Consider the following 20485-nt stretch of genomic DNA (forward strand, 5'->3'; position numbering starts at 1 on the left):
AAGCGGGCGTTTCACATGTTAACCCCCGGTGCTTTCGGGTCGCCCGACGGAGTCGGATACCATGCCAGTCGCGACCGTCGGCGACGCCGCCAGCGCCAGCATCGACGTGACGACCGACGACATCGACGCCTACGCCGATCTCACGGGGGACGAGAACCCGATCCACCTCGACGAGTCGTACGCGGCCGAGACGATGTTCGGCGGCCGCATCGCCCACGGAATGCTCGGCGCGGGCGTCGTCAGCGCCGCCCTCGCCTCGCTCCCGGGCGACATCGTCTACCTAGGGCAGGACCTCTCCTTCGAGGCGCCCGTCCGCCCCGGCGACACGGTTCGCGCCGACGTCGAGGTGATCGAGGACCTCGGGAACGACCGCGTCCGCGTCGAGACGGTCGCCCGCGTGGACGGCGAGACGGTCATCGACGGCGAGGCCGTCGTCATGTCGGTCCCGCACGGGGAGTGAACGCGGGCGACACGGCCGGCCCGTCGACCGACCCCCTCGCGTCTCGTCCATTCGCCGAACGCGTCGTCCGACAGTTTTATGCGTTCGGTATTAGAAATACGAGCTGTTAGTCTCTACTGAGTGCTTATTTAATGCAGTATCGCCGTCGCGGGCCGGGAGTCGGTTCGCCTCCGCCGGGGCGACCGCTCCGCGTGCCGGCGTCGGGTACGGCGTTCGAGTGGGTCTCCGAGAGCCGAACCCCCGAGGCGACGACCCGGAGCGATCGGCGACCGTCCGAACCCGGGCGAGGTTTATGCCGACTTCGGTCGTATTCCGACCGATGGTCACGACGATCGAGATCAGCGACGGACTCGCGAACCGCATCGAGGGTCACCTCGAGGACGACGAGACGATCCCGGAGTTCATCGAGGAACTGGTCGGGATATACGAACAGGAGGGACGGTTCCTCCGGGAGGGCGTCTAGCGCGTCGGACGCCCCTCGCCCGCCGTCGCTTCGCGATCCGTCGTCGCGGGGAGCGACGCTTCTCCTCCGTCCGTGTGCGTGCGAGCCTCGCCACCGACCCCGTCGCGGTCGGGATCGGCATTACACGCATAGGTCTGTAATATCCACGTCGGCCGGCCGGTTTCCCTCTCGGGAACGCGGACCGTCAGCTGAACGTGGGGAACTCGTCCTCGGAGTCGCCCATGTTGACGTTGACCTCGATGACGTTCGCCGTGTTGACGACCTGTTCGACGACGTCCTCGTGGTACTCCGGCTGTTTCATCCGCCTGACGGGCCCGGAGACGCTGACCGACCCGAGGACGCGGTCGTGGCGGTTCAGGATGGGGGCGCCGATCGCCTGCAGACCGGTGATCTCCTCCTCGTCGTTGAGCGCGTACCCCCGCTCGCGGACGGCCTCGAGCTCGTCGAACAGCTCCTCGCGGTCGGTGATCGTCTCGTCCGTCTTCGCGGGCAGCCCGTAGCGGTCGACGATCCACTCCACGCGCTCGCGCGGGAGGTGCGCGAGGATCGCCTTCCCGGTGGCCGAGAAGTGGAGGTAGTCCGCCCGCTGGAGCTTGCTCACCTGGTAGCTGTCGCCCACGGCCTTGTCGCCGCTCACCTTGTAGAGGTTCACGCTCAGCCCGTGCTGTTCGGTCGTGAGATGTGCGAACTCCCCGGTCTCCTCGGCGAGCGTGTCGAGCTCCTCCTTGCCGATCCGATACAGGGTGTTCTGATTTCGGACGTACTCCCCGATGAGCAGGAACTGCAGCGAGAGCCGGTAGGTGTCGTCCTCCTTCACCACGAACTTCTCCTCGCGGAGCGTGCTCAGGTAGTTGTACACGACGCTCTTGGAGCGGTCGAGGTGGTCGGCGAGTTCGGTGACGCCCGCGCCGTCGAGCTCCTCCAGCGCCCGGACGACCTCGAACGCGCGCGACACCGTCTCGAGGGTCCGCGGCGACCCGGACGGGGTGTCGTTCGGCATGGGCGGTACTCACGGTCGGGGACCATAGGTGTTTGTATTTCACAAACTACATATCTCGGCGGATCCGGCTCGCGTTCCCGATATCGGCCGTTCGCTCGATATCCAGTTCGGTGTATTTTCCTCGCGTAGTCGAATACGGTCGATAAAGCGCCTCTGTCAATCGTTCCTGAAATTCCCCGAATCGTTCGTACAATGAGAACGGATGTCCGGCGTGCCGTGGGCGTCCCCGGCCGGGCGAAACGCGGGACCTGGGGTCGCCTCCCCCGAACCCGAGGTCGTCCTCGCGGAACCGGGACCGGATCGACGGCGGTCGGTCCGTACCGTCGGCGCGCTATTCGGTCGCGACGTCGGCGATAGCCCGTGCCAGAACCCGGGTGACGGCCGCGCAGTCCTCCCACTCGGTCCACTCGCGGGGGTTGTGCGAGACGCCGTCGACGGAGGGGGCGAACAGGAGCGCGGTGTCGGTGACGCGCGCGACGTGCATGGTGTCGTGGCCCGCCCCGGAGTGGAGGTCCAGCGTGCCGACGCCCTCCGCCTCGCCCGCGTCCCGGAGGGCGCCGCGCAGTCGGGGGCTCATCTCGACGGGCCGCCGGTCCCACGCGTGGTCGAAGGTCGTCTCGACGGGGCGCTCGCGTTCCAGCCGGGAGAGGCTCTCGCGGGCGGCGTCCGTGATCGCCTCGATCGACCCGTAGTCCACGTCGCGGACGTCGACGGTCAGCTCGACCGACCCGGGGATGACGTTCGGCGCGTTCGGGGAGACGGTCAGTCTCCCGACGGTCGCGACGGCCGTGTCGAGCACCTCCGGCCGGCCGTCGGTCGCTGCCTCCACGTCGACCACGAACTCCCCGGCGGCCGCCAGCGCGTCCGCCCGCTCGGCCATCGAGGTGGTGCCGGCGTGGTCGGCCTCGCCGACGATCTCCACGTGACACCGGGTGAGACCGACGATGCTGGTGACGACCCCGGCGGGGACGCCCGCGTCGACGAGGCGCCCGGACTGCTCGACGTGGACCTCGAGCCAGGCGTCCCACTCGCTCGCGTCCAGCCGACCCTCGCCGCGGTAGCCGATGTCCGCCAGCGCGTCGCCCAGCGGGATCCCGCCGTCGTCCTCGATGGAGAGCGCGTCGTCGAGGGACAGGTCGCCGACGGCGACGCCCGACCCGATGAGCCCGCCCCCGAAGCGCTGGCCCTCCTCCTCGGTGAACGAGACGACCTCGACCGGTCGACTCGGCTCCACGCCGGCCTCCTGAAGCGCTCGAACCGCTTCGAGGCCGGCGTACACGCCGAGCGGTCCGTCGAAGATCCCGCCCTCGGGCACCGAGTCGAGGTGGCTCCCGGTCGCGACCGCCCCGGCGTCGGGGTCGGCGCTCCCGGGACACCAGCGACCGACGACGTTGCCGACCTCGTCGACGCGGACGTCCAGTCCGGCGTCGCGGAGCCGTTCACAGAGAAACTCCCGGGCCCGGCGATCGGCCGTCGTCCCCGTCAGCACAGTCCGTCCGAGGCCCTCTGCCGCGGGCACGGCGCCGAACTCGGCGGTCGCTCGGAGATCGCTCTCCAACCGCTCGCGATTGACGTCCATGGATACAGTCCGGGTCGGACCGCCCCCTATATCAGTGTACGGTAACCTGCACGATCGCTGACGGATCGGCCCGCCCGTCCCGACGGCCTGTCGTCCGGCGGGACGGGCGGGGCGGGGGCTGTCCCGGGGAGTGCCCGCCGATCCGTCGGACGTGTGACGCTACCGTGAACCGAACGTTTATGTGGGGTGCGGGAAACGTAGCTAACGTATGCAAGACGGTAGCAAGGGGTCCGATCCCTCGAACAGCCGCAGCGCCGGGCGTCGTGCGTTCCTCAGCGCGGTCGGCGTGACCGGCGTGTCGGCGCTCGCCGGCTGTAGCGGAGGCGACACGACGACGAGTCAGAGCGACGGCGGCGCAGGCGGCGGAGCCGGCGGCGACACCGAGAACACGCCCACCGCCGACCCGGGCACCGCCCAGGTCGGCGGGACGCTCCGGTGGGGCGGGGCGGTCCCCGTCCAGGGGCTCGACCCGCACATCGACACGTCGGCGGCGTCCAAGCGCGTCCTCGAGAACATCTACGAGGAGCTGGTCAAGCTCCAGGACGACTACTCCATCGAGCCCCACCTCGCGAGGACGCTGGAGCAGACCGAGGACAACACGCTGTTGTCGATGGAACTCCGCGAGGGCGTGACGTTCCACGACGGCTCGGAGATGACGTCCGAGGACGTGCTGGCCACCTACGAGCGCGTCCGGAACGGCGACTACCTCGCCACCGGCTTCTTCGAGAACGTCGAGGAGCTCCGTGCGCCGGACGACTACACCTTCGAGATCAAGCTGACCCGGCCGTTCGCCCCGTTCATCGCCAAGATGGCGACGGCCGAGCTGGCCATCATGCCCGCCGAGAACGCCGAGAAGGACATGGTGGAGGAGCCGATCGGGACCGGCCCGTACCGGTTCGAGAGCCGGGAGGTCGAGACCTCCTTCACGATGAGCCGGTACGAGGACTACTGGGGCGCAAGCGAGGAGGACGGCCCCTTCATCGACGAGATCGTCAAGAGCGAGATCCCCGACCCGAGCGTCCGCCTGCAGTCGTTCAACGCGGGCGAGTACGACTTCATCAACGGCATCGCGCCCAAGGACGCCGAGTCCGTCCGCAACAACTCCGAGGTCCGCTTCGAGACGCAGTTCCCGAAGTCGCTCGTCTACCTCGGGATGAACTGCGACCGCGAGCCCTTCGACGACAAGGACGCGCGCCTGGCGCTCGATTACGCCATCGACAAGGAGAAGGTCGCCGAAGCGGCCCTCTACGGCACCGGCCAGACGACCGCCTCCCCGGCGGCGCCCGGCAGCCCGTACGTCCACCCGGACATCGAGCCCCGCGGCCGCGACCTCGAGAAGGCCCAGGAACACCTCGACGCCGCGGGCATGTCCGACGGCTACTCGGCCACGTTCAAGATCCCGCAGTCGTACCCGACGCAGGTGCAGGGCGCCGAGGTGATCGCCGCCGACGCCGCCGAGGCCGGCATCGACCTCGAGATACAGCAGATCACCTGGAGCACCTGGCTGTCGGACGTCTACTCGAACCGCGACTTCCAGGCGACGACGAGCTCCTACCTCGCGCTGTGGTACCCGGACGTGTCGTTCTACAAGTTCCTCCACCCGGACGGGGCGTTCTTCTTCACCGGCTGGGAGAACGAGGAGTACAACTCCCTCGTCGAGGAGGCCCGCACCATCTACGACGAGGACGAGCGCGCGGAACTCTACCACGACGCGACCGAGATCCTCCACGAGGAGCGCTCCGGGCACCTCCTGCTGTGGTGGCAGCCGAGCCTCTACGCCGCCCAGCCGGAGTACAAGGGGCCGATCGGCGCGCCCGACGGGTCCACCCTCCAGTTCCAGGACAACTGGCTCGACCGCTAACCTCCCCCAGTACGCTCATCGATGTACAACTACGTACTGCGCCGGATGGGGTTCATGGCGGTGACGCTGTTCTTCGTCACCCTGATCGCGTTCGCCGTGACGAACGTGCTCCCGGGGGACGTGGCGCTGCTCATCCTCGGACCGAACGCCACGGAGGAATCGCTGGAGGCGCTACAGACGCAGCTCGGCCTGAACCGCCCGCTGTACGTCCAGTACCTCGACTGGGTCGTCGGGCTGTTGCAGGGAGACATGGGGCAGTCGCTCCGCTTCGGCGAGCCGGTCTCGGCGCTGGTCGCCGAGCGCCTGCCGCGGTCGCTGCTGCTCGCGGTGTCGGCCACGGTCGTCGCGGTGATACTGTCCATCCCGCTGGGGGTGTACGCCGCGGTCAACCGGAACGAGGCGCCCGACGTCTCGGCGTCGATGTTCGCGTTCGTCGGAATATCCATGCCCATCTTCCTGTGGGGGCTGGTGTTTATCCTGCTGTTCGCGGTGCTGTTCAACTTCTTCCCCACCGGGGGGTACGTCCCGCCGAGCGAGGACCCGATCGGCACGCTCACGCACCTGGTGTTGCCGGCGGGCGCGATGGGGTTCGCGCTCACCGCGTACATCATGCGCATGACGCGCTCGTCCATGATCGAGGTGCTCGGCGAGGAGTACATCAACCTCGCGCGGGCGAAGGGGATGAGCCAGCGCGTCGTCGTGTTGCGGCACGCGCTCAAGAACGCGGTCATCCCGGTGATCACGGTGATCGCGTTCCAGTTCAGCTACGCCTTCGGCGGGGTCGTCGTCCTCGAGGAGGTGTTCTTCTGGCCCGGCATCGGCCGGCTGACGCTGACCGCGATCCAGAGCCGGGACATCCCCCTCATCCAGGGGTGCATCATCGTCGTCGCACTGATATACATGTTCTCGAACTTCGCCGCCGACCTGCTGTACGCCTACTTCGACCCGCGTATCCGGTACGGGGGTGAGGAGTGATGGCGACCGAACAGAGCGATCGATCGACCGGCCGGTTCGGCCTCGACGACGCCCAGCGCGAGCGGATCGCCCGCTTCGCGCGGAAGTTCCGCGGCAACACGAAGGCGATGGTCGGGCTGAGCATCGTGGTCACGCTCGTGCTCGTCGCGGTCTTCGCGCCGGTCATCGCGCCGTACCCGGTGGCGGAGACGAACATCCCCGACCGGACGCAGGCGCCGTCGATGGCGCACCCGTTCGGCACCGACGACCTCGGGCGCGACATCTTCAGCCGGGTCGTCATGGGGAGCCGCATCTCCCTGTACGTCGGCTTCGGGGCCATCTCCGTCGCGCTGCTGGTCGGGTCGGTGCTCGGCGTCGTCGCGGGCTACGCCGGCGGACTCACCGACGAGCTGCTGATGCGGGTGATGGACGCCGCCATGGCGTTCCCGCCGGTGTTGCTGGCGCTGACTCTGCTCGTCGTGCTGGGTCCGGAGTTGAGCAACGTCATCATCGCGCTCGCGTTCGTGTACACGCCCTACATCGCCCGCGTCTCCCGGAGCGCGGCGCTGGCCGAGCGCAACGAGTCGTACGTCGAGGCCGCCGTCGCACGCGGCGAGAGCAGCTCCCGGATCGTCTTCAGCGAGGTGTTCCCGAACTGCACCGCGCCGATGCTGGTCCAGGGGTCGCTGAACGTCTCGTTCGCGATCCTGGCGGAGGCGAGCCTCTCGTTCCTCGGGCTCGGGGCCCAGCCCCCGCGGCCCTCGTGGGGGCTCATGATCAACACGGGCCGGGGCTTCATGGAGACGGCGCCGTGGATGCTGCTGTTCCCGGCGCTTGCTATCGGCATCGCCGTCGTCGGGTTCAACATGCTCGGGGACGGGCTCCGCGACGTGCTCGACCCGAAGGTGGAGGCGATAGAATGAGCGCCGACGCGCCCGAGGGGACGGCGCGGACGGACCCGACGGCGGGAGCCGACGCGCCGCTGCTCGACGTCCGGGACCTCCGCACGGTGTTCCGGACGGAGGACGGCGAGGTCGTCGCCGCCGACGGGGTGTCGTTCACGCTCGACCACGGCGAGACGATGGGACTGGTCGGCGAGTCCGGCGCGGGCAAGTCGGTGACGGCGCGCTCGCTCATGCGGCTCATCGACTCGCCGGGCGAGATCACCGGCGGGGAAGTGCTGTTCGACGGCGAGGACCTCCTCTCGTACACGGAGCCGGAGATGCGCGACGTGCGCGGCAACCGGATCGCGATGATCCCGCAGGACCCGATGTCCTCGCTCAACCCCGTGATGACCGTCGGCGAGCAGATCGCCGAGACGATCCGTCGGCATCAGGGCGCCTCGAAGGGTGAGGCGCGGCGCCGGGCGATCGAGGCGATGGACGACGTGGGTATCCCGGACGCGGCCGAGCGCGTCGACGACTACCCCCACGAGTTCTCCGGCGGGATGCGCCAGCGCGTGCTCGTCGCCATCGGCTTCTCCTGTGAGCCCGACCTCATCATCGCCGACGAGCCGACGACCGCGCTCGACGTGACGACCCAGGCGAAGATCCTCGAACTCCTGAACGACATGCAGGAGCGGGAGGGAACCGCCGTGCTGATGATCACCCACAACCTCGGCGTCGTCGCGCAGACGTGCGACCACGTCGGCGTGATGTACGCCGGGAACCTCGTGGAGACGGCGCCGCTGACCGACCTCTTCGACCGGCCGCGGCACCCGTACACGCGGGCGCTGATCGACTCCATCCCCGAGGTGGACGCCGGCTACGACGAGCTGCCCACCCTCGACGGGTCGATGCCCGACCTCGCGGACCTCCCGTCAGGCTGCAACTTCGCCCCGCGCTGTCCGCACGCCACCGAGGAGTGCCGGACTGGCGGCGACCCGGCCCTCGACGGGGTCGGCGACTCGGCGACGCGTGCGGCCTGCATCCACGCCGACTCGCTCGACCTCTCCGAGCGCGCCAGGCCCGACCGGTCGGGCGGACGCGGCACGGTCGACCGGAGCGGGGAGCCGCTGTTCGAGGTCCGCGGCCTGAAGAAGCACTTCCCCGCGGGCGACGGGATCCTCGGCAACGTCTCGGTGACGCGCGGGGACGGCGGTCTCCCGAAACTGGAGCGTCGTTCGGTGAAGGCCGTCGACGGCATCGACTTCGACATCTACCCCGGCGAGACCGTCGGCCTGGTCGGCGAGTCCGGCTGCGGGAAGTCGACGGTCGCCCGCACCGCCCTCCGGCTGATCGAGCCGACCGCGGGGGAGGTGTACTTCGACGGGCAGCCGCTGCACGACCTCGACGACACCGACGTCCGGAGCCTCCGGCGGGAGATGCAGATGATCTTCCAGGACCCGGGGAGCTCGCTGAACCCGCGCAAGACCGTCGGCCGGATCGTCGGCCGGGCGATGGAGAAACACGACATCGCCACCGGCGAGGAGAAGCGTCGTCGCGTGTGCGAACTGCTCGAACGGGTCGGCCTCTCCGCGGAGGCCGCCTCGAAGTACCCCCACGAGTTCTCCGGGGGGCAACAGCAGCGCGTCGCCATCGCGCACGCCCTGGCGGTCGAGCCGAAGCTCATCGTCTGCGACGAGCCCGTCTCGGCGCTGGACGTGAGCGTGCAGGCGCAGATCCTCAACCTCCTGAACGACATCCAGGCGGAGCGGGGGCTCGCGTACCTGTTCATCTCGCACAACATCGGCGTCGTCCGTCACAGTTGCGACCGCGTGGCCGTGATGTACCTCGGCAAGATCGCCGAGTTCGGGTCGGTCGATCAGGTGTTCTCGGCGCCGTTCCACCCCTACACCGAGAGCCTGCTGTCGGCCGTTCCCGAGGCGGACCCGCGGCGGCGGCCGGACCGCATCCTCCTCGAAGGGAGCGTCCCCTCGCCGATCGACCCGCCCTCGGGCTGTCCGTTCCGGACGCGCTGCCCGAAGAAGATCGGCGACGTCTGCGAGACGGACGTGCCCGAACTCGCGGACGTCGGCGGCGGCCACCGGATCTCGTGTCACCTCTCGGTCGAGGAGATGAGCGAGCGCGAGTCGTTCATCGGCGCGCCCGGGGCCGAGGTCCGGGAACCGAACTCGGACTGACCCCACGCAGACCGTCGGACCCGGGTCACCCGAGGGTCCCGACGGTCGGTCCCGCTCTCGGGAGCCTGTTCGTCGGCCGTGGATCCGTACCCGAACTCCGGGATCCCTCGCCGTCGTACGTGCGAGCACGGACCGGGGGCCGTGTCGCGAACTCCCCCGGCCAACGAGGACGTCCGACCCGCCGCCTCGAAAACTGTTCGAGATACGGTTCGTTCGATATCGTTCCATATTATCGATACTTCTCCGCGGTTCCGATCGACGGGGACGGAAACCTCGACGGCCGGCCGGGCGGCGACGGACCGGGGAGACGGGTCCGTCGGCGAGAACGACCACGTCCACCGCGAAACTCCGCCTTTCGGCGGAGCAAAGGAACTCGGGGGACCCGTGGCACCGGCGAGTGAGGCGGACAGGTAATACGCGTCAGAACGGACCGGAGGACGGACCCTACCGGTCGCGGTCCGACGGATCGCGGAGCGGGCGACAGCGACGTAAGCCGGCTCTCCCTTCCCGGAGTCAGATCCTACCTGCCCATACGTTGGATATTCCCGTTCACACCTGGACTAAACGCGGAGGTGAAACAATACGCAGATAGATATATAGAACGGATTGATAGTGTGGAAAATCGGTAGTTCGGGGCAGTTCTCGCGGGTCGCTGCCAGTGTCGTCGGCAGGAATCCCGAGGCAGTCCGCGGGCCGACCGTCGCGAGGCCGACGACCCCGACGAGCCGGACCGAGGCGCTCCATCGACCGCCCTCCCGAGATCGTCGGGCTTACCGGCGTTGAAGGCTCCGTATGCCCGTCCTATCTGTCGTCCGTCGATACACCTGCCGTCTTTCTTGCGGAACTGACACGCCTGATCGATCGTGGTACCATACCGTCGTCCGACGCGACTGATCTCCGAAGATGGTTGTTTGTTACTATGATGTTGCTGGATAATATTTCCGGACACATCGCGCCGTGTTCGGCCGGCTTCCGGCGACACGCCTGACCACCGCGGCCACGAGACCGGCCTCTCCTGTGACCTCCGTCTCCCACGCACCGACGGGACCGCGCCCGGCGACACCACCCACTGGTCGGACGACTACGACCGGCGGAGCATGCGGGAGATGCTCGAGGCCGTCGCCGCCCAACCCCTCGTCGAGCGCGTGTTCTTCAACGACCCCGACCTGGTCGACGCCGGGCTCTGCACCGACCTCTCCGGTCACGACGACCACGTCCACGTCGAGATCGAACCGCCGGCCATCAGCGAGGCCGGCCGGGTCGGGGGCGCCGACGCGGCGGGCGAGAAAGCCGCCACGGCCGCCCGGGACGAAGCGCGGGCCGCCTCCGAACCTACCGAAGCGGCGCAACCGCCCTCGGACGCCCTCGAGGCGTCCCGGTAGGCCCCGCGCCCTTCGGTAGCGCCCCGACGCTCGGATCGCGACGGCTTCCACAACCTCGGAGGATGGCTTTGATGCGTGCCTTCTGTTCGTCCGAATATAGTGTGAAAAGGGAGCTATCATGCGGTTCTCATTTTATATCAGCAAGAAAACTTTTCTGAGTAATATACTGCGTGGCTGTTTACTAATCACCGGACGCAAGCCCGTCCATCCGCAGTATGCGTGAAAATAAGCCACGCATCAGATCCCAAACTCCGAAACTCTGGCTTCCGCCTCGAACCTTTTGATATAGCTATATACGATTTATATATTCGACAGCAGCCGCGTACGGCCGATATCTCGGCGGTACAGTCCCCCAGCGGGCGGATCGGTCGCACCAGCGTACCACTTTTGCTTAATGCACTAAGCCAAAGTGGTTTCGGGCGGGTCGCCGCCCTCGGTGGAGCCGAACGGACGCACCGGGCCCAGATGTGCAACGTGCCGCGTTCGAGTCACTCCGTCGCCGGGGCGGCCCGCTAGCAGTCACACGCGTGCCGCCACGCGATTCCGGACGCCCCGCGGGGGACATCCGCAACGGTAACCGTCACAACAACAGGTCCGGTCAGTACCCGTTCGCCGACCACGACGGGCGGCACAGCAACTCCTCGGTCTAGCTTCTCGATTACGGCCCGACGTCGGTCGACCGCTCGGTCGACAAACTCGTTAATTGTGGCCGGTCCCCGACCGGAGTTCCGCGGAGATGCTCCCGGTGGGAAAGACACACAGCGGGCGGAGCGGCCTCCCCCTCGGAAGCCGGAGATTCAGGCCGATACGTACGTCGTGGTCGCCTACGGGCCCCGCATCGTCGTCCGGGCCGACGGAAGGTCGATGTACCGACGTCGCTCCCTCCGTTTCCTCGCCGGCCCGTCAGCGATCGGGGTCGACGTGTCGTTCGAAGGCGTGGGCGCTCGCGAGGACCGTCGCGTCGTCGAAGCTGTCGCCGACGAACATCGCCCCGACCGGGAGGCCGTCGGAGTACCCCGCGGGGACGCTGATCGCGGGGTGGCCAGTGTTGTCGAACGGCGCCGTGTTCGGGAGCATGTTCAGGGCCCGGTCGATCGCCTCGACGCGGGAGACGTCCGTGTCGACCTCGTGGGCGGTCTGGGGGGTCGTCGGCATCGCCAACACGTCGACGTCCTCCAGCGCCCCGTCGTAGGCGGCGGCGAGCTTCCGGGCGAGGTTCTGTCCCTTCGCGTAGTAGTGGCCGCGGTACTCGTCGGCGAGGTACTGCCCGGCGATCAGCGTGAGCTTCATCGTCGTGAGGTAGTCGTCGGCCTGCGCCCGTCGGGCGCGACCGAAGGCGTCCGCGAACTGCGTGTCGTAGAACCCCTTGCCGTAGTGACCGACGCACTCGGCCTCGACGGTCGCCGTGATCTCCTCCAGGCCGATCGCGTTCCAGATCGGGAGGCCGTCGAGGTGCATCGGGACCGACACCTCGGTGACCTCCGCGCCCGCCGCCTCGAAGGCGTCGAGCGCGTCGCGGACGGTTTCGTCGACCCCGGGCTCGCTCTGGTCGTGGCCGAACCCCTCCCGCAGGAGGCCGACGGTGACCTCGTCGGGATCGATCCCGAGCGCGTCGCTGTAGTGGTGCGTCGGCACCTCGCCCTGGCGGGGGTCGAGGCCGTCGGCGCCCGCGAGGACGTCCAGCAGCAGCGCGCAGTCCTCGACGGTCGCGCACATGGGCCCGACGTGGTCGAAGGACCGACCGAGGCCGGCGACGCCCGTGTACGGGACGAGACTGTGGGTGGGTTTGTGGCCGACGATGCCGCTCCAGGCGGCCGGGATACGGATCGAACCGCCCTGGTCGCCGCCGATAGCCACGTCGACGTCGCCGGCGCCGACGGCCGCGGCGCTCCCGCTGGAGGAGCCGCCCGCGAGGTAGTCGTCGTCGACGGGGTTGCGGACCGGCCCGGTCGCCGAGAGCTCGCCGCTCCCGGAGAGCGCCATGTCTTCCATGTTGAGCTTCCCGGTGATCGTCGCGCCGGCGTCGAGCAGCCGGGTGACGATCGTCGCGTCCGTCGAGGGGACGTACCCGTCGAACAGTTTCGACCCGAGGGTCATCTCGACGCCCGCCAGCGACACGGAGTCCTTCAGCCCGACCTCGTAGTCGGAGAGGGGGCCGTCGTCGGCGCCGCGGACCTCGCACCGGCGGACGAACGCGTTCAGCGGGTCCTCGTCGGCGTCCGGCTCGTAGCCGGGGTCACGGGTGTGGTACGTCACGTCCGGCGTCGGCTCGGCCAGCTCGTCGATGCGCTCGTACCCCTCGAACAGCCCGTCGATGATCGCCGCGAAGTCGGCGACCTCGTCGTCGGACAGCGACATGTGGTGGTGAGCGGCCAGTTCGCGGATCTCGTCCTCGGTCGGGCGGCGGACGTTCGGCGGCGACTCGGACATGCCGGTTCGTCGAACAACACGTGTTCGCAAATAACTATGTGTATTGACAACACCCGGCTAGCTCGGCGGGGTCGTGGGCGTCGCTCGTCCCCCTCGTATCGGATCCGCGGGCGGCGTCGAAACCGACGGGCTGGCCGTCGACCGTATAAATACGCCCAACACTCGTCGGGAGAACGTTTAGGCGACGCTCGGTAGCAACGTGCGATACGGTTTCACATGACATACAACCTCGGTGTGGACGTCGGTGGGACCTTCACCGACGTGATCGTGTTCGACGAGGACACCCACGAACTCACCATCGACAAGGTGTTGTCGACCCCGGACGCGCCCTCCGAGGGCGTGCTCGCCGGTATCGAGGAGGCGACCGGGAAGGCGGGCACGTCCGTCTCGGAGCTGGAACTCCTGTTTCACGGGACGACGGTCGTGACCAACATGTTGCTCGAGGAGACGGGGTCGCGGGTGGGCCTCATCACCTCGCCCGGCCACGAGGACGTCCTCCACCTCGCCCGGGCGTGGACCCCGGGGCCGCTGTACGGGTGGATGGACATGGACAAGCCGGACCCGCTGGCGGACCTCGTCGACACGCGGAGCGTTCCCGGACGCGTCGACTCGCCCGACGGCTCGATCGTCGAACCGCTCGACGAGGCCGCCGTTCGCGAGGCGGTCCGCGACCTCGAAGCGTCGGGGGTCGAGGCGCTGACGGTCGCGTTGCTGAACTCGTATCTCAACCCCGTTCACGAGGAGCGGATCCGCGAGATCGTGAGGGAGGAAGCACCGGGGCTCCCGGTGTCGATCTCGGCGGATATCGTCCCGGAGTACGGCGAGTACGAGCGCACGCTGACCACCGTCATCAACGACTACGCCCGCCCGCAGGTCATCGACTACCTCGACGACCTCGACGACTCGCTCGCGGAGGCGGGGTCGACGGCGACGATGAACGTCGTCCGCTCGGACGGCGGCCTGATGAGCTCGGCGGCCGCGAAGGCGCGCCCGGTGGAACTGGCCTTGTCGGGACCCAGCGGGGGCGTGGTCGGCGCGGCGACGATCGCCCGCACGAAGGGCGTCCCGGACGTGCTGACGTTGGACATGGGCGGCACCTCGACGGACGTCTCGCTCGTCGAGGACGGCACGCCCGAGACGACCCGACAGACGAAGGTCGGCTACCGCGAGTTCAAGTCCCGGTCCGTGGACGTGAACACGGTGGGCGCCGGCGGCGGCTCCATCGCTCGCGTCCAGCTGTCGGGGTCGCTCCAGGTCGGTCCGCGCAGCGCCGGCGCCGATCCCGGCCCGGCCTGCTACGGGCAGGGCGGCGAGGAAGCGACGGTCACGGACGCGAACGTCGTCCTCGGGCGGATCCCCCCGACGGTGCAGCTCGGCGGGAAGATGGAGCTCGACCGTGCGGCCGCCCACGACGCCGTCGCCGCGGTCGCCGACGAGCGCGGCTCCTCCGTCGAGGAGGCCGCGCAGGCGATCCTCGACCTGGTGAACGAGAACATGCACGGCGCGCTGCGGGTCGTCTCCGTCGAGCGAGGGTACGACCCACGCGACTTCGGGCTGGTGGCGTTCGGCGGCGCGGGCCCGATGCACGCGAACGCGCTGGCGGACGTGATGGGCGCCTACCCGCTCGTCGTCCCCCCGGGTCCGGGCGTGATGTCGGCGTTCGGCTTCCTCACCTCGGACGTCCAAAACGAGTTCTCCGAGACCTACCTGGAGACGGATCGCGACGTCGACGGGGACGACGTGTACCGGGAGTTCCAGTCGCTCCGCGGGGAGGCGGCCGAGTGGCTTCGGTCGGAGGGGGTCGACGACGAGGATCACGCCTTCGAGTACGTCGCGGACTGTCGCTACTTCCGTCAGGACATCCAGATGTCCATTCCCGTCGACGTGACGAACCTGCGTACCGAGACCGGGATCACCGAGATCAAGGGCGACTTCGAGGCGCGCCACGACCGCCGGTTCGGCTTCTCGCTGGAGGCGCCGCTGGAGATCGCGAACCTCCGGGTCATCGGGAGGGGAACGCTCGAGGGCGTCACGATCGAGGAGTACGAGAAAGGCGCCGTCGATCCGAGCGCCGCGGAGATCGGGACGGACGAGGTGTACTTCGACGGGCGCTACCACGACACCCCAGTGTACGACCGGTCGCACCTGGATCCGGGCAACGAGATCGCCGGCCCGGCGATCGTCGTGGAGGACGACTCGACGGTGGTCGTCCAGCCGGACCACACGGCGACCATCGACCGCTACGCGAACATCGAGATCACGAGAGGTGATTCCGCATGAGCCAACGGACGACAGAGACGCCCGACTTCGTCGGCGACCACGCGGTCGACGCGACGACGCTGGACATCATCGAGAGCACGCTGGCGAACACCCGCGAGGAGATGGACCGCGTGGTGGAGACGACGGCGATCAGCCCCGTCATCCGGGAACAGTCCGACCAGTTCCCCCTGATCGCCGACCGCCACGGCCGGATGGTCATGGGGCAGTTCGGCTCCGCCATCGACACGATCATCGACAACTCGCCGTTCGACTGGGACGACCTCGAGGACGGCGACGTGATCGCCACCAACGACCCGTACACCTGTGCGGGCGCCGTCTCGCACACGCCCGACATGCTCCTCCTGCGCCCGATCTTCTACGAGGGCGACCTCGTCGGGTTCGGGAGCCAGTGGGGGAACCTCATGGACGTCGGCGGCAAGACGCCGGGGAGCATGCCCGTGCAGGCTCGCACCGTCTTCGAGGAGGGGATCCGCCTGCCGCCGGTCAAACTGTACAAGCGCGGGGAGTTCGACGAGGAACTGCTCGCGACGTTCGCGCACAACACGCGGCTGCCCGACCACGCGGAGGCGGACATCAAGGCACTCGCGGCCGGGACCAAGGCCGCCGAGGACCGCGTTACGGAACTGTGTGACCGGTTCGGCAAGGGGACGTACCTGGAGGCGTGTGACGCCATCCTCGACCGGACACGCGACGGCATGATCGACCTCATCCGGGAGTTCGTTCCCGAGGGGGAGACGTACACCTTCGAGGACTACGTCGACGACGACGGGCTCGGCAACGGTCCGATCAAGCTCCACCTCGAGATCCGTCGCGAGGGCGACACGGTCCACCTCGACTGGACCGGCACCGACGACCAGGTCCCGGGGACGGTGAACTTCCTGCTGAACGAGAAGATGTTCAAGATGTTCACCGGGGTGTTCCTCATCATGGCGTTCGACCCGTTGCTGACGTTCAACGACGGGTACTACGACCTCTTCGAGGTGACGCTGCCCGAGGGGTCGGTCGTTCAGCCGGAGTTCCCGGCCGCCCTGGGGAACCGGCTGCCGATGATGGCGCGGCAGTTCGACGTGCTGCAGGCGACCTTCTCGAAGCTCATCGACGGCTTCTCCGTCGCCGGCAGCTACGGCACCTCCCCGAACCTGGTGTACGCCGGCACCGACTCGGAGGGCAACGACTTCCAGATGCTGGAGATCCTCTACGGCGGCATCCCCGCCCGGCCGGGCGGCGACGGACTCGACGGCCACTCGTGGTGGCCGCTGTTCCGGACCGTCCCCGCGGAGTATCAGGAGGCGTACTACCCGCTCACCATCGAGGAGTACAGCACCCGTACCGACACCGGGGGCGCCGGACGCCACCGCGGCGGCCACGGGATCACGAAGGTGTACACCTTCGAGGAGGACGGCGCGATCACCTTCCAGGACGACCGCGCCCACACGTACCCGTGGGGCGTCGAGGGCGGCGACCACGCCCGTACCAGCGAGAAGCGACTGATCCGCGCCGACGGCACCGAGGAGGAGCTCCCCTCTAAGGTCGAGAACGTCCCCGTCGAGGCGGGCGACAGGCTCGTGTTCCGGACGGCCGGCGGCGGCGGGCTGGGGGACCCGCTCGAGCGCGATCCGGACCTCGTCGCACAGGAGGTCCGCCGTGGACTCGTCTCCGCGGACGCCGCGCGCGAGGACTACGGCGTGGTCCTCGCGACCGACGGGACCGTCGACGGGGACGCCACCGACGACCGCCGGGCGGCGATCCGCGAGGAGCGCGACGACCTCACGGAGTTCGACTACGGTCCGCTCCCCGAGGAGGAGGAACTCGCCGGGCGGATCGCCGCGGAGCGCCGCGACTTCGAGCGCGGCGACTGACTCCCCCGCCACGGTTTATCAGCTCCCGAACACACTCCGACCTATGGACTGGATCGACGAGACGGAGGCGTTCTACGCCGACCACGAGTTCGGCGCGGAGGTCGGGACCGGCGACCGCCCCGCGCTCGTGGTGATCGACCTCATCAACGCCTTCACGGACCCGGAGACGGACCTGGGCGCCGACTTCGCCGACGTGGTCGAGGCGACGGGCCGGCTCCTCGCGGCGTTTCGCGACCGCGACCTCCCGCGATACTTCACCACCGTCGCGTACGAGGAGTCGTACGGCGACGCCGGTCGCTTCATCGAGAAGGTGCCCGCGCTCCGGGAGCTCGAACTCGGGACCGACGCGGTCGCCGTCGACGACCGGATCGCGCCCGCCGACGACGAGCGCGTGATCCTGAAGAAGTACGCGAGCGCGTTCTTCGGCACCGATCTCGGGACCGAGTTGACCACCGACGGGGCGGACACGCTGGTGATCGCGGGCGTGACGACCAGCGGCTGCGTCCGCGCGACGGCCGTCGACAGCCTTCAGCACGGGTATCGGACCGTCGTCCCGGCCGACGCCGTCGGCGACCGCGCCGACGGGCCCCATCGCGCCAACCTCTTCGACATCGACCAGAAGTACGGCGACGTGGTCGACGTCGACGCGGTCCTCGCCGCGCTGCCCGAGGCGACGGATGACTGACCGGTGGAGCCACGCGCAGTACGACGACGGCTACTCGTTCGTCCACGAGTAGCCGAGGCAGGTCAGCCACCGCAATCGGGGCAGTCTGCTCGTTGTGGCACCTCGACGGCAGTAGTCGGTAAGACGCCCGAGAGGTAGAACTCGAACGCATCCCACTCTCGGTAGCGATCCATCAGCACCGTGTCGGCGGCATACAGCGCGATCCCGGACACCACCTTTGTGGGATCGACGACAGCCGGAGCAGCCGGACAGGCTCCGCCTGCATTCGCCCCGGGACGGTAACACCGGAAGCAGGGGGCCTCGGTCGACTGCACGAACACGTACCCACCGTTCGCCTCCGAATCCAGGCCGGTGAACACGACCGGAACGGACCCGTGGAACTGGTCTGCGACAGCCACCCGTGCGGCGTCATTATCGGGAGCGCAGATGACGAGGTCGGGATCGAATTCCGTCCCTGTGGCGATCGCATCCTGGAAGTGCTGCGGAATCCCGACCATCGTCGTTCCAGTCGTCCCGTGATCTGCGAGGTTCTGCACCAACGACGTTGCCTTGTTGGCATCGATATCGTCGACGTGGAACTTCTGCCGATTGAGATTGCTGGCGTCGACGATGTCCTCGTCACAGATCGTGAGTTCACCGACCCCTTTCCTGACGAGTCCCTCTGCGATCTCGCCACCAATACCGCCAGCCCCGACAACAAGAATGGACGCATCGTCGATCACCGACTGATCGAATCCTGCGATGCGCTCCTGGCGGTCGGTGACGGCGACGTCCTGGTGGGTGACCTCCGTCGCGGTGACCCGCTCAGGCGTCGTTGATTCGGGTGCTTGCGTTTCGAGCCGGTTCTTCAAGGAAGTACTTCCGTTCGTCGAGTTGTTTGACATGGTTGCCGTGGATCTGGACGTCGATTTCGAGGTCGTTCATGAACACGCGCATGTAGCCATCGACGGTCATGATCAGTCCGATAGCCTCGTATCCGCCCCCTTCGAGCTGGGCCTGGTAGGTGCGGTCATCGTCAGACGGGATCGGACACCGATCGTTCCTCCCAGGGTGGTTATGACAATGCGCGAGGAGGCGGTGATCCGAACGGTCGAGCTCTCGGAGCGTACTGAAGGACCCGTCCGGATCGCCCGACGCTTTGACCGCCGATTGGACGTCGTGGTCCATCGGAATCCGACGGTTCACCGTCGCGTCCGTCTCCGAGATATCCATCCCGGTCAGATAGACGATGGATTCGACATCCGGGTCGACAAACAGCGTCTGATAGCAGTCAGCCAGTACGAGCGAATCGATATGCACGGTCGGTGACCCGCCACTGCTGGTGAGCTCGTTCAGGACCGCTCGCCAGCCGTGGAGCCGTTGTAACGCCTTCTGCCCTCGACCGAGATCGGCGTCCGTCCACGCGGATCGGAGATCGGACAGGGCGTTTTCGTACTGCTCTCGAGCGAGTCGGACCCCGAGTTCACCATCCCGGTCGATGGCGACATCGCTACTTTCGGCTGGGTCAGTCTCACCCAGGAGTTCTTCGGCCGTCTCGACGGTGATCTCGGTCCTGTCGTCACTCATGCGTTACCTCGCAGCATCTCGCGAAGCGACCACACACCGTCCGCGATGGACTCCGGTCGCTTCTTGAAGTGCACTCGAAAGATGTTCTCACCGTCGGCCACGCCGCGGCTGGTGAGACACCGGCCATCGTGGGCCGCCGCCCGGAACTCGTCGGGGGGGTCCTCGACGTAGAACTTCCGGCGGCCGCCGGGGGTTAACTCGATGAACACCTGGAGTGTGAGCCCGTTCTCGGTGAGCTTTCGGAACCAAAACTCACCGTTGACGTCTTTCAACTGCAGGCGATTCCAGCCGTGCTGCTGGAAATAGAACGGCTGGTCACCTGGATCTGCGAGTTCTTTTTCGGTCATTGTGGCTGATAAACGTAGTCGGTGAGTGTTACGCTCCGACGACGGGCTGGGTCGCCGCGTAGGTGACCTCACCCTCGTCGATCTCCTCGTGGACATCGGTGTCGGGGTCGATCACGTCCCCGTCACCGCGTCGGAGCGAGTACTCGTCCTCGTTCTCGACGACCTCCCAGAGGACGTCGTCGGGCTGGTCCCCGGGAGAGACCGGAACCTCGAAGCTCCGGCCGCTCCCTGCTACCGTCACGGTGATGATCTTCTCTTCTGCCATGGTGCGGCACTTCTCTCTTTACCGGGGTCGATTGTTGATATATCGAGCAAGCAATAGCTGATACAGTAGTTTATATATTTAGAATATCAAAACTGGATCGAATCGACGGGTTGGCAACTCGATTCTCTCGACCTGAAATACGACAACAACGGATTGGAAAGGGGTCCCGAAGGGTCCTCAGTAGAACCCGCGTAGCTGGTCCGCTAACTCTCGGTCATCGTTGGTTTCGACAGAGTCCAACAACTCCTCAAAATCCTCCGTACTATTGTTAT

The 20485-nt window shown here is 67.6% G+C and carries 17 protein-coding genes; 10 read left to right on the top strand and 7 right to left on the bottom strand.

Features of this window, described 5'->3' with window-relative positions; all coding sequences use genetic code 11:
* Positions 1-61: 61 nt before the first annotated feature.
* Positions 62-460 (top strand): MaoC family dehydratase, encoded by a 399-nt coding sequence (locus ACQUQ1_RS11530; RefSeq protein WP_435064445.1) that lies wholly within the window; start codon positions 62-64, stop codon positions 458-460.
* Between the two features lie 319 nt (positions 461-779).
* Complete coding sequence (locus ACQUQ1_RS11535; RefSeq protein WP_435064446.1) at positions 780-923, top strand: DUF7557 family protein; 144 nt, start codon at positions 780-782, stop codon at positions 921-923.
* A gap of 184 nt (positions 924-1107) precedes the next feature.
* On the opposite strand, the gene ACQUQ1_RS11540 is transcribed toward ACQUQ1_RS11535, so the two are convergent.
* Both ACQUQ1_RS11540 and ACQUQ1_RS11545 read right to left on the bottom strand, forming a co-directional pair.
* A complete protein-coding gene (locus tag ACQUQ1_RS11540) occupies positions 1108-1923 on the bottom strand; it encodes an IclR family transcriptional regulator (RefSeq protein ID WP_435064447.1) in 816 nt (271 codons plus the stop codon).
* A 331-nt stretch (positions 1924-2254) separates the two neighbouring features.
* Entirely contained in the window at positions 2255-3502 is a 1248-nt protein-coding gene (locus tag ACQUQ1_RS11545) for a Zn-dependent hydrolase (protein WP_435064448.1), read from the bottom strand.
* 208 nt (positions 3503-3710) lie between these two features.
* Here ACQUQ1_RS11545 and ACQUQ1_RS11550 point away from each other — a divergent pair, with 208 nt between their 5' ends.
* The 5 genes from ACQUQ1_RS11550 (at position 3711) to ACQUQ1_RS11570 (ending at position 10781) form a co-directional block, all read left to right on the top strand.
* Positions 3711-5363, top strand: a complete 1653-nt coding sequence (locus ACQUQ1_RS11550; protein ID WP_435064449.1) for an ABC transporter substrate-binding protein — start codon at positions 3711-3713, stop codon at positions 5361-5363.
* A gap of 21 nt (positions 5364-5384) precedes the next feature.
* On the top strand, positions 5385-6338 hold the full coding sequence (locus ACQUQ1_RS11555) for an ABC transporter permease (protein ID WP_435064450.1): 954 nt from the start codon (positions 5385-5387) through the stop codon (positions 6336-6338).
* On the top strand, positions 6338-7240 hold the full coding sequence (locus ACQUQ1_RS11560; protein ID WP_435064451.1) for an ABC transporter permease: 903 nt from the start codon (positions 6338-6340) through the stop codon (positions 7238-7240). The genes ACQUQ1_RS11555 and ACQUQ1_RS11560 overlap by 1 nt, the downstream gene beginning before the upstream one ends.
* The gene (locus ACQUQ1_RS11565; protein ID WP_435064452.1) at positions 7237-9399 is read left to right on the top strand and encodes a dipeptide ABC transporter ATP-binding protein; all 2163 of its coding nucleotides are present in this window, start codon (positions 7237-7239) and stop codon (positions 9397-9399) included. Before ACQUQ1_RS11560 ends, ACQUQ1_RS11565 begins: the two co-directional genes overlap by 4 nt.
* Before the next feature lie 1097 nt (positions 9400-10496).
* Positions 10497-10781: a hypothetical protein gene (locus ACQUQ1_RS11570; RefSeq protein ID WP_435064453.1), complete on the top strand. Its 285-nt coding sequence runs from the start codon at positions 10497-10499 to the stop codon at positions 10779-10781.
* A 903-nt stretch (positions 10782-11684) separates the two neighbouring features.
* Here ACQUQ1_RS11570 and ACQUQ1_RS11575 read toward each other — a convergent pair.
* The gene (locus ACQUQ1_RS11575) at positions 11685-13211 is read right to left on the bottom strand and encodes an amidase (RefSeq protein WP_435064454.1); all 1527 of its coding nucleotides are present in this window, start codon (positions 13209-13211) and stop codon (positions 11685-11687) included.
* A gap of 216 nt (positions 13212-13427) precedes the next feature.
* Here ACQUQ1_RS11575 and ACQUQ1_RS11580 point away from each other — a divergent pair, with 216 nt between their 5' ends.
* From ACQUQ1_RS11580 to ACQUQ1_RS11590, 3 genes are read left to right on the top strand one after another with little or no spacing between them, the layout of a single operon-like run.
* Positions 13428-15491 (top strand): hydantoinase/oxoprolinase family protein, encoded by a 2064-nt coding sequence (locus ACQUQ1_RS11580; RefSeq protein ID WP_435064455.1) that lies wholly within the window; start codon positions 13428-13430, stop codon positions 15489-15491.
* On the top strand, positions 15488-17350 hold the full coding sequence (locus tag ACQUQ1_RS11585) for a hydantoinase B/oxoprolinase family protein (RefSeq protein ID WP_435064456.1): 1863 nt from the start codon (positions 15488-15490) through the stop codon (positions 17348-17350). Before ACQUQ1_RS11580 ends, ACQUQ1_RS11585 begins: the two co-directional genes overlap by 4 nt.
* Before the next feature lie 43 nt (positions 17351-17393).
* Positions 17394-18035: an isochorismatase family protein gene (locus tag ACQUQ1_RS11590; RefSeq protein WP_435064457.1), complete on the top strand. Its 642-nt coding sequence runs from the start codon at positions 17394-17396 to the stop codon at positions 18033-18035.
* A gap of 62 nt (positions 18036-18097) precedes the next feature.
* On the opposite strand, the gene ACQUQ1_RS11595 is transcribed toward ACQUQ1_RS11590, so the two are convergent.
* The 4 genes from ACQUQ1_RS11595 to ACQUQ1_RS11610 are packed head-to-tail and all read right to left on the bottom strand — an operon-like array spanning position 18098 to position 20213.
* Complete coding sequence (locus ACQUQ1_RS11595; protein ID WP_435064458.1) at positions 18098-18919, bottom strand: ThiF family adenylyltransferase; 822 nt, start codon at positions 18917-18919, stop codon at positions 18098-18100.
* Positions 18840-19601: a hypothetical protein gene (locus ACQUQ1_RS11600; protein WP_435064459.1), complete on the bottom strand. Its 762-nt coding sequence runs from the start codon at positions 19599-19601 to the stop codon at positions 18840-18842. The genes ACQUQ1_RS11595 and ACQUQ1_RS11600 overlap by 80 nt, the downstream gene beginning before the upstream one ends.
* A complete protein-coding gene (locus tag ACQUQ1_RS11605; protein WP_435064460.1) occupies positions 19598-19948 on the bottom strand; it encodes a hypothetical protein in 351 nt (116 codons plus the stop codon). The genes ACQUQ1_RS11600 and ACQUQ1_RS11605 overlap by 4 nt, the downstream gene beginning before the upstream one ends.
* A 28-nt stretch (positions 19949-19976) precedes the next feature.
* Positions 19977-20213, bottom strand: coding sequence for a hypothetical protein (locus ACQUQ1_RS11610; protein ID WP_435064461.1), 237 nt, complete (start codon positions 20211-20213; stop codon positions 19977-19979).
* Positions 20214-20485 lie beyond the last annotated feature (272 nt).

The sequence above is a fragment of the Halobaculum sp. EA56 genome (assembly GCF_051195075.1).
Taxonomy (GTDB): Archaea; Halobacteriota; Halobacteria; order Halobacteriales; family Haloferacaceae; genus Halobaculum.